This window comes from Halorhabdus utahensis DSM 12940 (assembly GCF_000023945.1).
Lineage (GTDB): Archaea > Halobacteriota > Halobacteria > Halobacteriales > Haloarculaceae > Halorhabdus > Halorhabdus utahensis.
Map to the genome: position 1 here is coordinate 1,104,548 of NC_013158.1, position 16,453 is coordinate 1,121,000.

Annotated in this window: 21 protein-coding genes; 12 read left to right on the plus strand and 9 right to left on the minus strand. The window is 63.9% G+C overall.

From position 1 onward, the window contains the following. Positions 1–211: 211 nt before the first annotated feature. The 4 genes from HUTA_RS15020 to HUTA_RS05525 form a co-directional block, all read right to left on the minus strand. Positions 212–562, minus strand: a complete 351-nt coding sequence (locus tag HUTA_RS15020) for a DUF234 domain-containing protein (RefSeq protein ID WP_079891679.1) — start codon at positions 560–562, stop codon at positions 212–214. 117 nt (positions 563–679) lie between these two features. Continuing rightward, positions 680–1,753, minus strand: a complete 1,074-nt coding sequence (locus HUTA_RS05515) for a glycosyltransferase family 4 protein (RefSeq protein ID WP_015788882.1) — start codon at positions 1,751–1,753, stop codon at positions 680–682. A gap of 126 nt (positions 1,754–1,879) precedes the next feature. Continuing rightward, positions 1,880–2,680: an SWIM zinc finger family protein gene (locus HUTA_RS05520; RefSeq protein ID WP_015788883.1), complete on the minus strand. Its 801-nt coding sequence runs from the start codon at positions 2,678–2,680 to the stop codon at positions 1,880–1,882. Between the two features lie 77 nt (positions 2,681–2,757). Next, positions 2,758–4,206 carry an RNA-splicing ligase RtcB gene (locus HUTA_RS05525; RefSeq protein WP_015788884.1) on the minus strand — a complete coding sequence of 483 codons (1,449 nt, stop codon included), beginning with the start codon at positions 4,204–4,206 and terminating at the stop codon, positions 2,758–2,760. Between the two features lie 201 nt (positions 4,207–4,407). Between HUTA_RS05525 and HUTA_RS05530 the strand changes: the two genes are divergently transcribed. The 4 genes from HUTA_RS05530 (at position 4,408) to HUTA_RS15840 (ending at position 7,081) form a co-directional block, all read left to right on the plus strand. Next, positions 4,408–5,010: a GNAT family N-acetyltransferase gene (locus tag HUTA_RS05530; RefSeq protein ID WP_015788885.1), complete on the plus strand. Its 603-nt coding sequence runs from the start codon at positions 4,408–4,410 to the stop codon at positions 5,008–5,010. 318 nt (positions 5,011–5,328) lie between these two features. Further along, positions 5,329–6,027 carry a helix-turn-helix transcriptional regulator gene (locus tag HUTA_RS05535; RefSeq protein WP_015788886.1) on the plus strand — a complete coding sequence of 233 codons (699 nt, stop codon included), beginning with the start codon at positions 5,329–5,331 and terminating at the stop codon, positions 6,025–6,027. A 161-nt stretch (positions 6,028–6,188) separates the two neighbouring features. Next, the gene (locus HUTA_RS05540; protein ID WP_015788887.1) at positions 6,189–6,650 is read left to right on the plus strand and encodes a hypothetical protein; all 462 of its coding nucleotides are present in this window, start codon (positions 6,189–6,191) and stop codon (positions 6,648–6,650) included. Next, complete coding sequence (locus tag HUTA_RS15840; protein ID WP_015788888.1) at positions 6,644–7,081, plus strand: SHOCT domain-containing protein; 438 nt, start codon at positions 6,644–6,646, stop codon at positions 7,079–7,081. Before HUTA_RS05540 ends, HUTA_RS15840 begins: the two co-directional genes overlap by 7 nt. A gap of 49 nt (positions 7,082–7,130) precedes the next feature. Here HUTA_RS15840 and HUTA_RS05550 read toward each other — a convergent pair whose 3' ends face one another. From HUTA_RS05550 to aglF, 4 genes are all read right to left on the minus strand, one after another. Beyond that, entirely contained in the window at positions 7,131–7,481 is a 351-nt protein-coding gene (locus HUTA_RS05550; protein WP_245529137.1) for a hypothetical protein, read from the minus strand. 80 nt (positions 7,482–7,561) lie between these two features. Further along, positions 7,562–8,080, minus strand: a complete 519-nt coding sequence (locus HUTA_RS05555) for a DUF7342 family protein (protein ID WP_015788890.1) — start codon at positions 8,078–8,080, stop codon at positions 7,562–7,564. 66 nt (positions 8,081–8,146) lie between these two features. After that, complete coding sequence (locus tag HUTA_RS05560) at positions 8,147–9,133, minus strand: GDP-mannose 4,6-dehydratase (RefSeq protein WP_015788891.1); 987 nt, start codon at positions 9,131–9,133, stop codon at positions 8,147–8,149. Positions 9,134–9,176: 43 nt separating this feature from the next. Then, a complete protein-coding gene (gene aglF, locus HUTA_RS05565; RefSeq protein WP_015788892.1) occupies positions 9,177–9,920 on the minus strand; it encodes a UTP--glucose-1-phosphate uridylyltransferase AglF in 744 nt (247 codons plus the stop codon). Between the two features lie 413 nt (positions 9,921–10,333). On the opposite strand from aglF, the gene aglM reads away from it, so the two are divergent. From aglM to HUTA_RS05600, 7 genes are all read left to right on the plus strand, one after another. Next, entirely contained in the window at positions 10,334–11,632 is a 1,299-nt protein-coding gene (gene aglM / locus HUTA_RS05570; protein ID WP_015788893.1) for a UDP-glucose 6-dehydrogenase AglM, read from the plus strand. A 101-nt stretch (positions 11,633–11,733) separates the two neighbouring features. Continuing rightward, on the plus strand, positions 11,734–12,012 hold the full coding sequence (locus HUTA_RS05575; protein WP_008527194.1) for a DUF433 domain-containing protein: 279 nt from the start codon (positions 11,734–11,736) through the stop codon (positions 12,010–12,012). After that, the gene (locus tag HUTA_RS05580) at positions 12,009–12,371 is read left to right on the plus strand and encodes a DUF5615 family PIN-like protein (RefSeq protein ID WP_015788894.1); all 363 of its coding nucleotides are present in this window, start codon (positions 12,009–12,011) and stop codon (positions 12,369–12,371) included. The genes HUTA_RS05575 and HUTA_RS05580 overlap by 4 nt, the downstream gene beginning before the upstream one ends. 68 nt (positions 12,372–12,439) lie before the next feature. Beyond that, positions 12,440–12,757 carry a thiamine-binding protein gene (locus HUTA_RS05585; RefSeq protein ID WP_015788895.1) on the plus strand — a complete coding sequence of 106 codons (318 nt, stop codon included), beginning with the start codon at positions 12,440–12,442 and terminating at the stop codon, positions 12,755–12,757. Between the two features lie 86 nt (positions 12,758–12,843). Beyond that, positions 12,844–13,776, plus strand: coding sequence for a methenyltetrahydromethanopterin cyclohydrolase (gene mch / locus HUTA_RS05590; protein ID WP_015788896.1), 933 nt, complete (start codon positions 12,844–12,846; stop codon positions 13,774–13,776). A 1-nt stretch (position 13,777) separates the two neighbouring features. Continuing rightward, positions 13,778–14,533 carry a class I SAM-dependent methyltransferase gene (locus HUTA_RS05595; RefSeq protein WP_015788897.1) on the plus strand — a complete coding sequence of 252 codons (756 nt, stop codon included), beginning with the start codon at positions 13,778–13,780 and terminating at the stop codon, positions 14,531–14,533. Positions 14,534–14,748: 215 nt separating this feature from the next. Next, positions 14,749–15,420 (plus strand): HAD family hydrolase, encoded by a 672-nt coding sequence (locus HUTA_RS05600; RefSeq protein ID WP_015788898.1) that lies wholly within the window; start codon positions 14,749–14,751, stop codon positions 15,418–15,420. 27 nt (positions 15,421–15,447) lie between these two features. Here the strand turns inward: HUTA_RS05600 and HUTA_RS05605 are convergent, their stop codons facing one another. Beyond that, positions 15,448–15,681, minus strand: coding sequence for a hypothetical protein (locus HUTA_RS05605; protein WP_015788899.1), 234 nt, complete (start codon positions 15,679–15,681; stop codon positions 15,448–15,450). Positions 15,682–15,804: 123 nt separating this feature from the next. On the opposite strand from HUTA_RS05605, the gene HUTA_RS05610 reads away from it, so the two are divergent. Beyond that, positions 15,805–16,452 carry a class II aldolase/adducin family protein gene (locus HUTA_RS05610; protein WP_015788900.1) on the plus strand — a complete coding sequence of 216 codons (648 nt, stop codon included), beginning with the start codon at positions 15,805–15,807 and terminating at the stop codon, positions 16,450–16,452. Position 16,453: the final 1 nt, after the last annotated feature.

Consider the following 16,453-nt stretch of genomic DNA (forward strand, 5'->3'; position numbering starts at 1 on the left):
GAGGATATGTAGCACAGCGACCGCGAGCGAGCACGGGCTTTCACCATCCATCTCGTTCCTGTATCGCTACAACAGCGCGTACACAGGACGTGCCGATCGTGACAGCCAACGTCGATCACGTCGGGCGTATCGACAACGTGCTAGTGATCGACTGGACGACACTGTGATTGGCCATCGTTCCAGGCCGCACGGCAGACACGTACCGCGACCGCTAGAAGGCAGAATCGAACAGATCGGACAGAGAAAACAACTGTACATCGTCCCGCACGTCGGCAGTACGTTCGAGGTCGTCCGTGTAGCCCGAGCGGCTGAACAACACGTACAGCGTCTCCCCGTCCACAGGCGCCCCGGACCATCGGACTTCGGACGTGGTTCGTTCGAGGTCCGCGAAAACGCCTTCACTGACCTGCCGGGAGGTGAACGTGCACTCGCCAGCGACGAGCCCTTCGTCCGCGAGCCCGAGGACGTCGAGTTCGTGTTCCCGGAACCACCACTGTCTGACGTTGCAGAATTGTCGATCGACGAGACCGGGGAGCGCGCGCTGGCAGAGCTGTTCGGCTATAACGACCTATTCGGAAATCACTATTTCTTTCTACTGCTGTCACAACATCGAGGATCAAAATCGGAGGTCACACGACAATCTCGAGTATCTACAGAGGGGGCGACGCCACCCAAACCCCTACAGCCCCTCCAGAACCTCAGTCGTCCGACCGACCGTCTCCGCCCAGTCGAACCGACCCTCGACCCGAGATCGCGGATCACCGACGCCACCGTCAAGCACCGTCTCGATTCCCGCCACGAACCCCTCAACGTGCCCGACCGAGACCGTCACTCCAGCACCCCCAACCACAGGCGCGACTTGTTCCAGATCGCTCACCACCACGGGCAACCCGGAAGCCATCGCTTCCAACACAGTCCGTGGCAGCCCCTCAGCTCGACTCGGCAACACGAGCACGTCCCCGGACCGATACACCTGCGGCATCTCCTCGTAGGGAACCTGCCCCAGGAACGTCACCTCCTCACCAGCCATCGCCTCCAGCTCCGACCGCATCGGCCCGTCGCCGACCATGTACAGTTTCGCGTCCAGTTCGTCAGGCAACCGCGCCACCGCCCGCACCGGGTCCTGCGGTCGCTTCCCCTCGACCAGCCGCCCGACGAACAACACCACACTCCCATCGTGTTCGATCCGGTCACTCTCATCCCCCGCAGGCGTAAATCGCTCCGTGTCCACACCGTTCGACACGACTTCGATCCGGGAGTCCACGCCGAACTCCCGCACCCGATCGCGATCCTCGTCCGTGTAACAGAACACCACGTCAGCTTGCTCAAAGGTCCACTGACCCACGCTCCGCAGATACAGGTCGAACACCCACTTGGGTGCACTCTGGGAATACAGTCCGTGGTTCGTCAGCGCCAGCGGCACGTCCCCCAGTCGACGCCGTAGCGCGGCCAGGTTCGTCGAGAAGTACAGGTGCGAGTGGGCATGCACCACGTCGAAGTCATTCGCCGAGAAGAGATACCGTGCCAGCCCGGGACTGATGTCGTTCCCCAGCGCGGAACACGCAGGATCGTAGCGCACCACCGTGTACCCTGCACGCTTCTCGAAGTGGGGAAGCGACTCGTCGTGACGGACGGTCAGCAGCGTGACGTCGTGGCCCATCGCGGCCTGGTCACGACTCATCGCGTGGACGTGATAGGTCCCGCCGCCGGGGACCTCGGGGTAGACCTTCTGGGCGACCCGCAGGATGCGCATATACCTCGGATTCCGGTCGCCCGGACAAGAAAACACCGGATCGAGAAAGACGGACGTTCCGATCGAGTACACGCTTGTCGAATACCGTTTACCGTCTACGATAGTTCCAAAACATGCAACGAGAGACTACCGTCGCTCTTCAAGCTCCTCGAGCGCACGGCGGAATCGCTCGTCGTTGACCGGCGAACCAGCACTCGACAGCTCCGCCAGCACGCCGGCGTACGTCTCGAACCTCTCTTGGTCGAGATCGGCCGCGATGACACAGTCGACGTACCCATCGAGCGCGGACTGAAGCGCCCGGGCGTGGTGATCGTACGCACCGTCGATCCGTCCCTCGTTCTCGTCGATCGCCGTGAAAATCGCGCGGTAAACGGCTGCGGCCGCGAAATGACGGTCCCGCTCGCGGTATCGCTCTGCCATCTCGAAGAACCGCCAGAAGTCGATCGCGTCCGTGACGGCCGGGTGGTCCTGTGTGTACTGGTCGAACAGCGCCTCGATCTCGTCCCGAAGTTCTTCGAACGAGACCGCAGCGTCGCCGTACCGGGCAAGAAACCGATCCCGGAGGGCTGGCCGTTCAGCGAGCACGGCGCGAACGAACGCCCGCAGGTCCGCGGGCGAGACATCGTCGAGCACCGCCGTGACGCGCTCGCTGTCGTCCGCTGGCGGGTCAGCAGCGATCTCCAGCAGGACTGCCACGACGTGCTTGCAGTCGCCCGGGCCGTCGTAGGGACACGTACATCGTGACTCGATGTTGGATTCGTCTAGTTCGACGGTTACGTCGTACTGACTTGATCCCTGAACGATCGCCGTAACGACATCGCCGAATCGATCGATTCGGCGGATCCGGCCGTCGGTTCGATAGTGCTGCCCGCGTTCGAACACCGCGTCGGTACACCGATCTCGGATCCATGCCTCGTCGATTTGCATAGAATTACTATTTGGAGGGCATGATTCGGGAATCGATAGTTCTTGTCGCTCTACTGGTTTTGTCCGACAGTCATCGGCTACTCCGTCGCCTTCAGATTGTGAACGACGTCGAGCCGATCGATTATCTCCGCAGTCGGTTCGATCGCCTCGACGATCGCCTCCACAGACTTGTAGGCCATCGGGGCCTCGTCGAGCGTCGACTCACCAACGGACTCCGAATACACTTCCGCCATCGCGGTCTCGAAGTCCTCGACGTTGAGTGTCTCGTGAGCCTCGCGACGCCCCATCGTCCGGCCGGCCCCGTGGGGAGCCGTCTGGTGGGACCGTCGATTCCCCTTCCCACGTGCCAGTAGCGAGCCTTCGGCCATGTTGAAGGGGATGACGAGGCGCTGTCCGTCCCGGGCCGGCGTCGCGCCCTTTCGGATAGTCAGGTCGCGGAAGTCGACGTAGTTGTGGATCGACTGGAATCGATCGACAGGCTCGAGATCCAGCGCCGCACAGATAGCGTCGCTCATCAGCTCCCGGTTCCAGCGGGCGTACTGCTGGGCGAACAGCATGTCGACGAAGTAGCCGTGGGCCTCCTGACCTTCCAGCCAGTCGAGATCCTCGTTGCGATCTTCGAGAGCTTCCTGCGGCCGAGACAGCGCCCGGAAGACCTCGTCGACCTCCTCGCCGTCGAAGTCCGCCCGGATCGCGTCTTTGCGGACGTGCGATTTGCCCTTCCCGCCGGTGACCCACGCGAAGAGGTCCGCGTCGCTGACCGTCTCGGGGTCGAACTTCAGATACTCGGCGTATTCCTCGGGTATCGCCTCGCGGATCGCGTCGGCCTCGCGATACTGCGTCGCCTTCTCCTGCCAGTACTCGGCGACGGACTTGCCGAGATACCGCGAGCCGCTGTGGATCACCAGCCAGTACTCACCGGAATCGCGAGCCTTCGCGAACTCGACGAAGTGGTTGCCACCGCCGAGCGTGCCCGCACCGCGGATCACGTAACCCATGCCCTGCCGGGATCCAGCGAGCACGCGCCGGCACAGCGCCTTGAAGTACGCCCCATCGTAGCCCTCGAAGTCGAACTCGAGCGGGTCGATCGGGCGGCCGAAGCGCTCGCGGTAGGCGGCGTCAAAGCGTTCGAACACGTCGTTCGCCCCCTCGAACGGGAATTCCTCAACGAGATGCGGCGCGTCGTCGTAGTCGTGGACGGCCCGCCCCATCGGTACGGCCTCGCGCACCCGCCGCTCGCGTTCCGGGCCGTCAAGTGGTAGGTCCTCGCCGAGGTTCGTCGCGACCATACCACAGCCGACGTCGACGCCGACGATGTTGGGCACGACCCGGTCCGGCAAGGGCATGGTGAACCCGATGGGTGCGCCCGCGCCGACGTGGGCGTCGGGCATCATCCGGATCGGCTCGGTGAATGCAGGGTGGTCAACGAGCGTCCGGACCTGGTCGAGACAGTTGTCCTCGATGAGCGACTCCTCGTCGACGAGAAATTCGGCGGTCGTGTGTTCGCCTGTGATTTCGATTGGCATGATAGCGTCGTAGTTACGGAGGTGGCATTCAGTGTCGCGTTTCGACAGTCAGCGAGAGCCACCGATCGATGTTGTATTCCCATCTGACCCGACTCCCGTATAAAAAGATCGGGGAGATTGGAATACGAACGAAAACAACCTGGACGGATTGGTGACTGGAGGAACACAACACTCCAGTACCCGCAAGCAAATCGTTCGAATATGCACGCGTCGCTCCGGATCGCCACGCCCGCGGACGGGCCTGCGATCCGGTCGATCTACGCGCCGTACGTCGAATCGACGGCGATCACCTTCGAGACCGAAGTCCCGACGACAGAGGAGATGACCGACCAGATCGAGCAGACCCACGAGGCGTTCCCCTGGATCGTCTGTGAGACCGAGAACGAAGGCGTCGTGGGCTACGCGACGGCGAGTTCGCTCCGGTCGAAGGCGGCCTACGCCTGGGCGGTCGAACTCACAGTCTACGTCGACGACGACATCCAGCAATCGGGCGTCGGCACCGCACTATACACATCGCTGCTGGAAACCCTGCGCGAACAGGGCTACGTCGACGCGTACGCCGCGGTGACGCTGCCGAACTCGGCGAGTGTGAGCCTCCACGAGAACTTCGCGTTCGAGCCGGTGGGAACCTTTCCCGCGGCCGGGCACAAGCAAGGCTCGTGGCACGATGTCCAGTGGTGGCACCGACAGTTGGGCGAACATCCAGCCGATCCAGAGCCGCCAACGCCGATGGAGACGATGAAAGACTCGTCTGCACTCGAAACGGCGCTGCGATCGGGCGAGGCAGCGCTCGCGGACGAGTGATACCTTCGACCGAGCCGCAGACGTTCTGCGATGGACCGACGAACGACCAACTACCCGGCGAGCGGATCTGACTCGACCAGTGGCGTGACATGTTCGTGTTAACAGGCCTCATTCCAGGTGCTCCCAGAGCCTCGTCGGGTCGGTCTCGTTGAGTTCGGCGTTGGTCTGCATGGTTCGGAGTTCCGCGATACAGCCCTCAGCGACTAGGGAATCGCGTCGCGACCCACAGTCAGCGAGCAAGCCGAATCACAACCCGTTCATTCCTGGGACTCGAAGTATGTCCATGGACGGCCGATCCGACGAGCCGAGGGGATCCGTATGAACCGGCGACGCGCCGACATCGCGGCGGGGATCCTGCTCGGCGTGATGCTCCTCCTCGGCGGCGGACTCACCTGGAACGCGACCCGGCGGCGGACCGCCGACGGGACGATGGGTTCGATGATGGACACCTCGATGGGGTCGATGCACGGCCCGGACCCGCTGTGGTACGCCCTCGGAACGCTGGTGATCGCCGCCGTCCTGGGCGGACTCTATCTTCTCGTCCGGCCCGAATTCGGGGCGGGGCAAGCCGGGACACGATCCGGACAGACCGGGACTCGACCGGGGCAAGCCGAAACTCGGCCGGGACAGGCCGGGACGCAACCGGACCAGCCCCAGGCGACGCCAGCGTCGGAAGACGCCGCCGGACAGACGGACGAGGAATCGACCACAGACGACTCAGCCGCCGAGAGCGCCGAAACCGACGCGACCGACGGGCAGGCGACCGCTCCCGAGGCGAATCCGACCGGGCGCGTGCTGGATCTCTTGCCCGAGGACGAACGCCAGGTCCTCGAACCCGTCTTCGAATCGCCGGGGATCACGCAGATCGAACTCCGGGACCGGTCGTCGTTCTCGAAGAGCAAAGTGAGCCAAACGGTGACCGACCTCGAGGAACGGGGCTTGCTCTATCGGGAACGCCAGGGGCGGACCTACCGGATCTATCCGAGCGAGGAACTCGGGGCGAACCGGGAGTCCTGATCCGATCTGCCGACGGATGCCGAATTCGCCCGCGATGAACGGTCGCTTCGAAGAGAAACGATTAGCGGCAGTTAGAAACGGTCTCGGACGATCTCGTGGTTGCGTTCACACCCTCGTGAATAACCACCGGAGGACCCTACCGAGTGTCGAGGTGAACCACGATGGCAGAACCGAACGCAGTAACCTGGTTTCTCGTCGGGATCGCAATCCTGGGTGTGGTGATCGCCGTTCCGCTGATCAGCGCCCACGGCGACGGAATCACAGTGGACGAACCGCACGAGAACGGTACAGAGCAAGACCGACACGACGACCAGCGGATTCGGATGCACGCATACGGCCCAAGCCATCCGGACGGCAATACGACCGCGTGGATGGCCGCTCACATGGGAATGACCGAAATCGAGTGGCGGTCGACGCACATAAACACGACCGAATGGCGAACGACGCACGCGAACGCGACCGTCTGGAATAGCGGACACGCTGGCGTGAACGAAAGCGGGTGGCCTGGCGACGGTAACAGCGTCGGGATCCACCCGCACGCGTCGATCGACGGCGACCCTACCGACCGCCACGACGAACGCGGTGGCCACGGTGGAATGTACGGGGGAGGACATGGATGCTGACTGGGAAGCACGCTGACGGCGTCGGTCGGACGGTCGAAGCCGAGCCTGCGGGTTCGAACCCGGCGTCGCGGAGATTCCCGCAAGCCATCGTCGGGGGCGGCGTCCTCGCCGTGGGCCTGCTCGCAACGGTCGGCACCGCGAGCGCCCAGCACGGCGGCGGTGGCATGACGGGCGGCGGCTACGGCGGGTTCGGGATCCCGGGGTTCGGCCTCGCGTTCTGGATACTGCTCGGCCTCGGGATCATCGGTCTCTTCGCTTACACGCGAGATGGCCGCCGATCCCGATCGGGCGCGACATCGAGGGCCGACGAAGGGCGTGAACACAGCGATCGCGCCGTCGATACCCTCCGAGAACGGTACGCCCGGGGGGAGCTTACTGACGAGGAGTTCGAGACCCGCCGCGCGAAACTCGTCCGGCAGCGATCGCGGTGAGAGCACGAATCCGTCAGGTCACCCGCTCCGGGGCGCATTCGCGAGGCGGTCACGCATCGTCCCAGAGATCGCCGAATCGGGTTTCCACCCACGGCAATACGACCTCACGGATCACCGTCGTCAGGTCGGTCGGGAATTCCCGATCCTGTGCGTCCCCCGTGCTGGCGTCCGGCAGCGGGTGAAAGTGATCGCGACTGTTGTGATTCTGGTCGTGGCGATCGAACCGACACTGGCGCAACTCACCGATATGCGTCTCCAGATAGGAGACGTGAAAGTCGCCGTTTGTGTACGCACGGACCTCGAGACGGACCGCACCGATCGATTCCGGATACGCAGCGGTCTCGAACTCGATCACCAGACTCTCCTGTCTGTTCGGCGGGAACAGCGACACCCGGTTCACACTCGAGAGACGACCGAAAATCGACCGCAGATGGTCCAGCAGGGCTTCGTTGACCTGTCGCGGCCCGTCCCCCGACACGGTCAGGCTGGTTCCGAATGCGACGAGGAGTCGTTCGCCCGCCGCTGTCGGACCGCCTCGAGGCGCTCGATCCGGCGTCTGACGGTCCGCCACTCGCTGACGTCCAGCCAGACCTCCTCGACGGCGTCGTACTCGGCGTGTTCGAGTGCGTCGACGGCGTCCGGATCGCTCACGCCGTACGTCTCCCGGAACGTCGCGTCCCGGTCGGTGAGATCCGCGAGACGCTCCCGTAACTCCGCGGTCGAGAGCTCGGCGAGGCGGTCCCGTTTGCGCCACTCGAAGTACGACTCGTTGCGTCGATACGTCTCCGGTTGCTCGGAGACCGCCTCGAGGACGCCGATATCGGCGAGCCGCCGACAGTGCCGACGGGCTGTATCGGGCGTGCAATCGGCCCTGTCGGCGATGTCGGCGATCCGGGCCGGCTCGTGAAGCTGGAGTGCCACCCGGTAGACCCGCTCGTCCGTCGGCGCGTCCGCGAGTTCCCCCTCGAACGCCGCGGCCACGTCGAACGTCGGTGCCATGGCAAAGAATTGGCGCCGCTGACTAATATATTCTTTCCCGGAAGATAAATTTCGCCACCCAGCCTCTCAGCTTTCCCGGACCAGCGGTTCGTACCACTCGCGATTCGCCCGGTACCACTCGACGAACTTCGAGACGCCCTCACGGATCGATGTCGAGGGTTCGTAGCCCAGCAACGCCGCGGCCTTCGAGACGTCGGCGTGGGTGGCCTCGGCATCGGCGTCGTGGCGCTCGGCGTACTCGAGCTCGAGCTCCGGCGCGAGTTGATCGCGGATTTCTTCGGCGAGCGTCTTGATCTCGATCGTCCCGTTGCTACCGATGTTAACGGCTTCGCCGTCGGCGGCGTCGGTCGAAAGCAGTCGGACGTTCGCCTCGACAATATCCTCGATGTAGGTGAAATCGCGGATCTGGGAGCCGTCGCCGTAGACGACCGGGGCCTCGTCGTTGATAGCCCGGGAGACGAAGTTCGAAATCGCCATGTTAGGTCGCATCCGCGGGCCGTAGACGGTAAAGTAGCGCAGGGCGACCGCGGGGAGGTCGTAGCAGTTCGCGTACGCGCAGGTGTAGCGTTCCTGGGCGAGTTTCGAGGCCCCGTAGGGGCTAACAGGCATCGTCGGATCTTCCTCGTCGTAGGGCAGCGAGATGGGCTTGCCGTAGACCGACGACGAGGAGGCGACGACGACCCGCTCGATGCCGTGCTCGCGGGCGGCGTCGAGAACGTTCAGCGTCCCGTCGACGTTGACCGCGTCGTACTTGCGGGGGTTCTCGACACTCCGGCGGACGCCCGCCTGGGCGGCCTCGTGATAGACGTAATCAGCCTCGGCGACGAGTTCCGCGACCAGGTCCGCGTCGCGGACGTCACCCTCGACGAGTTCGTAGGAACCGTCGCCGTCAGCAGCCGTGTCCCGGCAGATTTCGACGGTGTGTTCCTTGATCTCCCTGGCGTAGAACGGATCGAAATTGTCCAGAACGACGACATCGTGACCGTCGGCGACGAACCGCTCGGCGAGGTGCCCGCCGATGAAGCCCGCGCCGCCGGTGACCAGAATTTGCATGGACAGCGATGTGACGGGGACGATCAAAAAGTCGTCGGAAGCGTCAGGTGGGCGTCGACTCCGGGGCGTCGGGTTCGGCGTCCTGCAACCGCTCCTCGGCGCGGTCGCGGTCTTCGGGATAGCCGACATCGATACGCCAGCCGTCGAGTCGGATGGCGTCGATCGTGCGGCCGCTCTGGAGGAGCAGGTCGATCGCGTCGCTGATCTCGTACTCGCCGCGGTCGGAGGGCTGGACGAGCTTCGCGGCGTGGAAAATGGCCGGCGAGAACGTATAGAAGCCGGTCATCACAAGGTTCGACGGCGGATCGTCGGGTTTCTCGATCACCTCGACGATCTCGCCGTAGTCGTTGGTATCACAGACGCCGTAGCGCGAGGCTTCGTCCCATGGAACCTCCTCGACGAGGAAGGCTGCGTCGGTGCGCTCCTCGCGCTGGCGCTTGACGACGTCTTCGAGGTTGGCCCGAAAGATATTATCCCCGAGCATCAGCATGAAGTCGTCCTCGATGTGCTCCTCGGCGGTCAACAGCGCGTGGGCCAGCCCATTCTGTTCACGCTGGTGGGTGTAGGTGATCGGCACCCCATCGAACTCGTCGTCGTAGTGGTCGATGACGTCCTGCTTGCGATAGCCGACGACGACGATGAGTTCGTCCACGCCGAGGTCGATCAGTTGTTCGAAACTATGCGTCAGGAGGGGCTTGCCGTCGACCTCGACCATCACCTTCGGCTTGTCCTCGGTCAGGGGTCGGAGGCGGGTGCCCTTGCCCGCCGCGAGTACGACAGCTTTCATCAATTCGGTATTTCGGTCCGGGAAGTATATGCCTTGCCGTCGGCCAGCAGGCTCGCCGCGGTTCGACCGAATCGTGGGCCGACACTACCGTCTTCGACTTCGATCGTCACTCCGGATCTCCCAGTCGAGACATCCCGGCGTCCCCAGTCCACTCCTCGACGAGGTCACCGACCGTGGCTGCGTTCGTCGATACGCCATCGCGGACGGGGGTGTCCCGAAGCATCTCGACTGCCGTGAAGAGTGGATCGGCGGGATCTACCTCGTCTGGGATCTCAAACCACAATTCGGTCCGATTCCTGAATGAAATACCGATCGCACAATTGTGAGAGGAATCACCGTTGAAACCCACGTTCGATCGTGAACCCGATATCGAAAGGGAAACAACCAAATCCGATGGGCAGGAAATCAGAACGATGCACGTAAGCGTCGTCGGCAGCGGATACATCGGCACGACGATCGCCGCCTGGTTCGCGGAGTTGGGACACACGGTCACGAACGTCGATATCGACGAGGACGTCGTGGCAGCCGTCAACAACGGCGAGGCACCCATCCACGAGCCCGGCCTGGACGAGCTCATGGCCGCCCACGGCGGAGACGCCCTCGTCGCGACCACGGACTACGACGAGGTTGCCGGCAGCGACGTCACGTTCCTCGCGCTGCCCACACCCTCCAACGATGACGGCAGTATCGACCTCTCGGCGATGAAAGCCGCCGCGGAGTCACTCGGTGACGTCATCGCCGAGAAGGACGACGACCACCTCGTGGTCGTCAAGAGTACCGTCATCCCCGGGACGACGGCCGAGACGATCGCCCCGATCATCGAGGACGCCTCGGGGAAGACCGTGGGCGAGGGGTTCCGGATCGCGATGAACCCCGAGTTCCTCCGGGAAGGGTTCGCCCTCGATGATTTCAAGGACCCGGACAAGATCGTTATCGGGGCCGAGGACGACCAAGCGGTCGAGACGCTGAATCGGGTCTACGAACCGCTGGTCGAGGCCGCGGCGGGCGATCCCGCGATCGTCGAGACGGGGATCCGCGAAGCGGAGATGATCAAGTACGCAAACAACGCCTTCCTCGCGACGAAGGTCAGCCTGATCAACGAACTCGGGAACATCTGCAAGGAGTACGGCGTCGACGCCTACGAGGTCGCCGACGCCATCGCGCTGGATCACCGCATCGACGAACACTTCCTCCGCTCGGGCCTAGGGTGGGGGGGCAGCTGCTTCCCCAAGGACGTCGCGGCGATCCGCGCCGCCGCACGCGACCGCGACTACGACCCCGTCCTGCTCGACGCCACGGTCGAGGTCAACGACCGCCAGCCCGAACGTCTCCTCGATCTGCTGGACGACCACACCGACGTTGCGGGCAAGCGCGTCGCCGTGATGGGGCTGGCGTTCAAGCCTGGGACGGACGACATCCGCTATACGCGAGCCGTCCCGGTCATCGAGGGGCTACTGGAGCGTGACGCCGAGATCGTCGCCTACGACCCCGTCGCGACCGAGAACATGCGCGAGCAGTACCCCGACATCACCTACGCCGACAGTGCGGCCGAAGCTTTAGAGGGTGCCAGCGCGGCGCTGTTCGTCACCGACTGGGACGAGTTTGGGGCCCTCGATGCGGAGTTCGAGGCGATGGCCGAGCCCGTCGTGATCGACGGTCGCCGGATCGTCGAGCCCCGGGACGGAATCGAGTACGACGGCCTGACCTGGTGAGGGTGAAAGAGTCAATTCAGGTAATTGGCTGGGAAATAGATACCAGACGGGTGAGACCCTGACGAACGTTTAAATATCGACACGATCAATGTCTGTATACAATGTCAAGCATCGTCCGAACCGAGGACATCCTCGGGGGAGAACCGCGGATCGAGGGGACCCGAATCGGCGTCCGACACGTCGCCGGGAAAGTCGTCGATGCAGGGTATGCACCCGCTTACGTAGCTGATCAGCTCGATATCTCGTTGGGGGCCGTCTACGAGGCCCTCTCGTATTATTATGACAACATCGAGGAAATCCGGGCGGTCGAACGGGAGAACGCGGAGACGCGCGACCGGTTGCGTGAGTCGTCGCTGCAGCCGAAAGAACCGGTTTCATGAGTAAGCTGCTTCTAGACGAACACGTCAGCCGGATTTGCGAACACGTGCTTCGGGACCGCGGATTCGACGTCAGCCAAGCAAAAGATCGGTTCGGCGAATACACGACAGACGAGGAGTTGCTCCAATGGTGTGACCGAAACGACGTCGTGTTGGTGTCGAACAACGCGAGGGATTTCGAATTGCTGCATCGCAAAACGGACCACGCTGGACTGCTGATCTACTATGACCAGTCACTACCCGACGACGATCCGGAGGGATTCGCTCGGACTGTCGAAGAAGTGTTCGAACAGTACGGAGCCGAGGAACTCCGTGACGAATACGTCGAGATCGACACGTGGTACGAGTGGTTACAGGATTGACCCCTCTTCTTCCGTCGTTTCGAGACAGACCACGAACCGTTTTGTACGCCGCGAACCCACACGCACCTATGACAGCGTTTGGCTTCCTGAGCGTCGCACCGGTCATCGAAGGCAGCATGTCGGGCGAGGTCGCCAAGGCGGTCGCCGCGATCGAGGAACACGACGTCGGCTACGAGACCACGCCGATGGGGACGATCATCGAAGCCGAGGACGCAGCGGCGCTCTTCGAAGCGGCCGCCGACGCCCACGCGGCGGTCGACGCCGATCGCGTCGAGACGTTCCTCAAGATCGACGACAAGCGCGCCGTCGAACACGCTGCCGGCGAGAAAGTCGAGTCCGTCGCCGAGGAACTCGGGCACGATCCCAAACGCGACGCCGAGGAGTAAGACCCCTCGCGTTGGGATGTGACACCGGACCGGTACCAACTAGCCGGGAGGGATGGGTTTTCAGGGTCGGGGATCGATCGGGGCGTATGGACCAACTCAATCGCCTCGGCACCGAACTCGTCGACGAGGCCATCGACTTCGCCGACGAGCTCGGCATCGCGGAGTATCGACTCGACAACGAGACGACGGTCCTCGACTTCGGCGTCGAGCACGCTGGTGGCGTCGAAGCGGGGCTAATGCTCACCGAGATCCAGACCGCGGGACTCGCCTCCGTCACCACGCGACTGGAGTCGGTCGGCGACGCCGCCCTCCCCCACGTCGAGGTGACGACCGACCACCCGGCACTGGCGCTGCTCGCCGGGCAGAAGGCCGGCTGGGAACTCGCGACCGAGGATTTCGAAGGGCTGGGTAGCGGCCCCGCACGGGCCTTGGTCGCCAGAGAGGACATCTTCGAGCGGCTGGAGTACGTCGAGGCCTTCGACTTCGCCGTGCTCGCCGTCGAGAGCGACGCGCTGCCGACCGAGGCGGCCGCAGCCCAGGTCGCCGACCTCGCGGGCGTCCCCGAAAGTAGCGTCTTCCTGCCGGCGTTTTCGACGGCGTCGATTACCGGCAGCGTCGCAGCGGGCGCGCGAGCGAGTGAATCTGCCGTCTTCCAGCTGTTTGAGTTGGGCTACGATCCCGAAGATGTCCACTCGGTATCGGGCGTCGCACCCGTCGCGCCCGTCGCCGAAAGCGAGGAGGCGGCTATCGCGCGGACGAACGACGCACTCGCCTACGGCGGTCGCGTCCATCTCACCGTCGAGTCCGGCTTCGACAGGTTCGAAGAGATACCCTCGACGGCAGGCGAAGAGTACAGCCAACCCTTCGCCGAGATCTTCGAGGACGCCGACTGGGACTTCGAAGAGCTGCCCGCGGACGTCTTCGGCCCCGCGCAGGTCACCGTCGACGTCATCGGTGGGGAGACGGCCGTCTACGGCGAGACCGACGAGGCACTACTCGTCGAGAGTTTCGGGCTGTGAGATGAGCGACGGAAACGACTGGGATCCGGCGGCCTATGAGGATCACGCGTTCGTCTACGAGTACGGCGAGTCGCTGCTGTCGCTGCTCGATCCACAGCCGGGCGAGCGGATTCTCGACATCGGTTGTGGGACGGGAGAACTGACAGCCGAGATCGCAGCGAGCGAGGCTGAAGTCGTCGGGATAGACAGTTCCGCCAAGATGATCGACGCGGCCCGCGATCGACATTCCGAGCCGACGTTTCGGGTGGCCGACGCGACGGCATTCGACCCCGACGAGTCGTTCGATGCCGTCTTCTCGAACGCTGCCTTCCACTGGATCGACGATCAGGATGCACTGCTCTCGACCATCGCCGACGCGCTGGTCCAGAATGGCCGGCTGGTGGCGGAGTTCGGTGGCCGCGGGAACGTGGCCGCGATCAACGGGGCACTCCAGTCGGCACTCCGGGAGCGGGGATACGACGCCGAACTGCCGTGGTACTTCGCGAGCATCGACGAATACGCGCCACGGCTTGCGGATCACGGATTCGAAGTCCGCTTGGCGCGGCTGTTCGACCGGCCGACCGAACTCGACGGCGGTAAGAACGGCCTTCGACAGCTCTACGACATGTTCTGTGACGACCTGCTCGACCATCTCGACAACGAGACCCGAGCGGCCGTCATCAGCGACGCCGAAGACGCCCTGCGGGAGGAATACTTCGACGGCGAGACCTGGACGGCGGACTACCGCCGGCTGCGAATGGTTGCCGTCAAGGAGTGAGCGAAGTCGTCACTCCGCCAGCCAAGAGCGGTTCGTGAATCACTCCGCCAGCCAAGAGCGCTCTGTGAAGTCGAGATCGGCGGACGTGGTCAGGCCCTCGTAATCGATCCCGCATTCGGCGACGATCATGGCTGAGAGGGTGCTGGCCAGGATGAAAGCCCTTCGGTCAGCGCTGTCCGTTGTCGTTTTGAATCACGGGCCCCTCTGGACGCACAATGACCGTCGACGCCGTGCTGTTCGATCTTGACGACACCCTCTGTGAGTATCGCCGCCCCGCCGGGGACGTGCTGTCGGCGGCCTTCGAGCGCGTCGGCGTCGAGCCCTGGTTCCCGATCGAGACGTTCTACGATCGCTTCGAGGAGTTCGCACGCCCGGGTGACGACATTCGGGACCTCCGCCGGCGGAGTTTCGCGGCGTTCGCCGAGGAGGCGGGACTCGACGAAGGCGTGGGTCGGGCCGTCGCCGAGGCCTTCGAGGCCGAGCGCGACCAGTCGAACGTCCGGTTTCTGCCCGGGGCGCGGGAGGCCGTCCAAACGGCTGCCGAGCGGTATCGCGTCGGCCTCGTCACCAACGGCGACCCGTGGATGCAATCCCAGAAACTCGCCGGCCTCGGGATCGGAGACCGCTTCGAGACGATCGTACACGGCGGCCACGACGCGGCCTACAAGCCCGATCCCGAACCGTTCTACACGGCGCTCGACGAACTTGGAGTCGACGCCGGGCGTGCCGTTCACGTCGGCAACTCTCTCTCAGCCGATGTCACCGGCGCACACAACGCCGGCCTGCGGTCGGTCTGGCTCGACGGGGACGCCAGCATCGACCCGGACCCCGTCCCCGATCATCGGGTCGAGTCGATGCACGACGTGGCCGAGGAGCCCTGGCACTAGCGGAAACCAAAGGAGGCCAGTGCCGGTTCAAAGCCCGAGACCGGCCAGGACGAACAGCAGGCCGAGAAAGACGATGAACGCACCGGAATATCTGTACATCGAGACTTTCCACGGCGCCGCCTCCGTCTCGGCGGCCGAGTGCGTGCTCCCGATCGCGTCCAGTTGCTCGGAGAGGTCCGCGATCGAGCGAGCGCCGACGATCGACGCGACCCCGGCGAGTGTGAGTCCCAGACCCAGAGCGACCTCTGCGATGTCGACCATACGTGACACTACGACGATCAGTTCAAAAGTATTTTGTTGATATCGTCGACAGATTCGACCGATAGAACCCGGGTCGAGCAGTACCAAGAGATTTTACCCACCCAAGCGAACGGTCGGGTGAACATGGCACTCGAGAGTCTACGCGAGACGGTCTACGAGACGCTGATGGCACTGCCGGAAAACGACCTCGTCAGGGGCACCAGCGGGAACGTCAGCGGTCGTGAGGGCGATCGCGTCGTGATCAAGCCCAGCGGCGTCGACTACGACGAACTCTCGCCGGAGAACCTCGTCGTCGTGGACATGGACGGCGAGGTCGTCGAGGGCGATCTCAAACCCTCGGTCGATACAGGCGCACACCTCCACATCTATCGGGCAAACGAGGAACTCGGCGGGATCATCCACACTCACTCGACGTACGCGACCGCCTTCGCCGCCGCCGGGCGGGAACTCCCCGTCTACGTCACCGAACTCGCCGACACGTTCGGCGAGTCGATCCCCGTCTCTTCGTACGTCCCGCCGGGCACCGAAGCCATCGGCGAGGAGTTCGCCAAGCACACGGGCGATGGCAAGTTCCAGGGCCTGCTGATGAAAAACCACGGCCTCTTCGCCGCCGGTGACACCCCCGGCGACGCGCTGAAGGCAGCGCTCCACATCGAACACAGCGCGAAGATCTCCTCGATTGCCGAGGACCTGGGCACGCCCGAGGAGATCCCCGACGAGGAGGCCGAACGCCTCAACCAGGAGTATCTCGAGGGCTACGGCCAGGAGTGAT

Coding starts and splice junctions, on each gene's coding strand:
- HUTA_RS05530 (WP_015788885.1), top strand. CDS start 4,408: ATGCACGCGTCGCTCCGGATCGCCACGCCCGCGGACGGGCCTGCGATC.
- HUTA_RS05610 (WP_015788900.1), top strand. CDS start 15,805: ATGGCACTCGAGAGTCTACGCGAGACGGTCTACGAGACGCTGATGGCA.
- HUTA_RS05520 (WP_015788883.1), bottom strand. CDS start 2,680: ATGCAAATCGACGAGGCATGGATCCGAGATCGGTGTACCGACGCGGTG.
- HUTA_RS05575 (WP_008527194.1), top strand. CDS start 11,734: ATGTCAAGCATCGTCCGAACCGAGGACATCCTCGGGGGAGAACCGCGG.
- HUTA_RS05580 (WP_015788894.1), top strand. CDS start 12,009: ATGAGTAAGCTGCTTCTAGACGAACACGTCAGCCGGATTTGCGAACAC.
- mch (WP_015788896.1), top strand. CDS start 12,844: ATGGACCAACTCAATCGCCTCGGCACCGAACTCGTCGACGAGGCCATC.
- HUTA_RS05600 (WP_015788898.1), top strand. CDS start 14,749: ATGACCGTCGACGCCGTGCTGTTCGATCTTGACGACACCCTCTGTGAG.
- HUTA_RS05555 (WP_015788890.1), bottom strand. CDS start 8,080: ATGGCACCGACGTTCGACGTGGCCGCGGCGTTCGAGGGGGAACTCGCG.
- aglF (WP_015788892.1), bottom strand. CDS start 9,920: ATGAAAGCTGTCGTACTCGCGGCGGGCAAGGGCACCCGCCTCCGACCC.
- HUTA_RS05525 (WP_015788884.1), bottom strand. CDS start 4,206: ATGCCAATCGAAATCACAGGCGAACACACGACCGCCGAATTTCTCGTC.
- HUTA_RS05535 (WP_015788886.1), top strand. CDS start 5,329: ATGAACCGGCGACGCGCCGACATCGCGGCGGGGATCCTGCTCGGCGTG.
- HUTA_RS05605 (WP_015788899.1), bottom strand. CDS start 15,681: ATGGTCGACATCGCAGAGGTCGCTCTGGGTCTGGGACTCACACTCGCC.
- HUTA_RS15840 (WP_015788888.1), top strand. CDS start 6,644: ATGCTGACTGGGAAGCACGCTGACGGCGTCGGTCGGACGGTCGAAGCC.
- aglM (WP_015788893.1), top strand. CDS start 10,334: ATGCACGTAAGCGTCGTCGGCAGCGGATACATCGGCACGACGATCGCC.
- HUTA_RS05560 (WP_015788891.1), bottom strand. CDS start 9,133: ATGCAAATTCTGGTCACCGGCGGCGCGGGCTTCATCGGCGGGCACCTC.
- HUTA_RS05595 (WP_015788897.1), top strand. CDS start 13,778: ATGAGCGACGGAAACGACTGGGATCCGGCGGCCTATGAGGATCACGCG.
- HUTA_RS05585 (WP_015788895.1), top strand. CDS start 12,440: ATGACAGCGTTTGGCTTCCTGAGCGTCGCACCGGTCATCGAAGGCAGC.
- HUTA_RS05515 (WP_015788882.1), bottom strand. CDS start 1,753: ATGCGCATCCTGCGGGTCGCCCAGAAGGTCTACCCCGAGGTCCCCGGC.
- HUTA_RS05540 (WP_015788887.1), top strand. CDS start 6,189: ATGGCAGAACCGAACGCAGTAACCTGGTTTCTCGTCGGGATCGCAATC.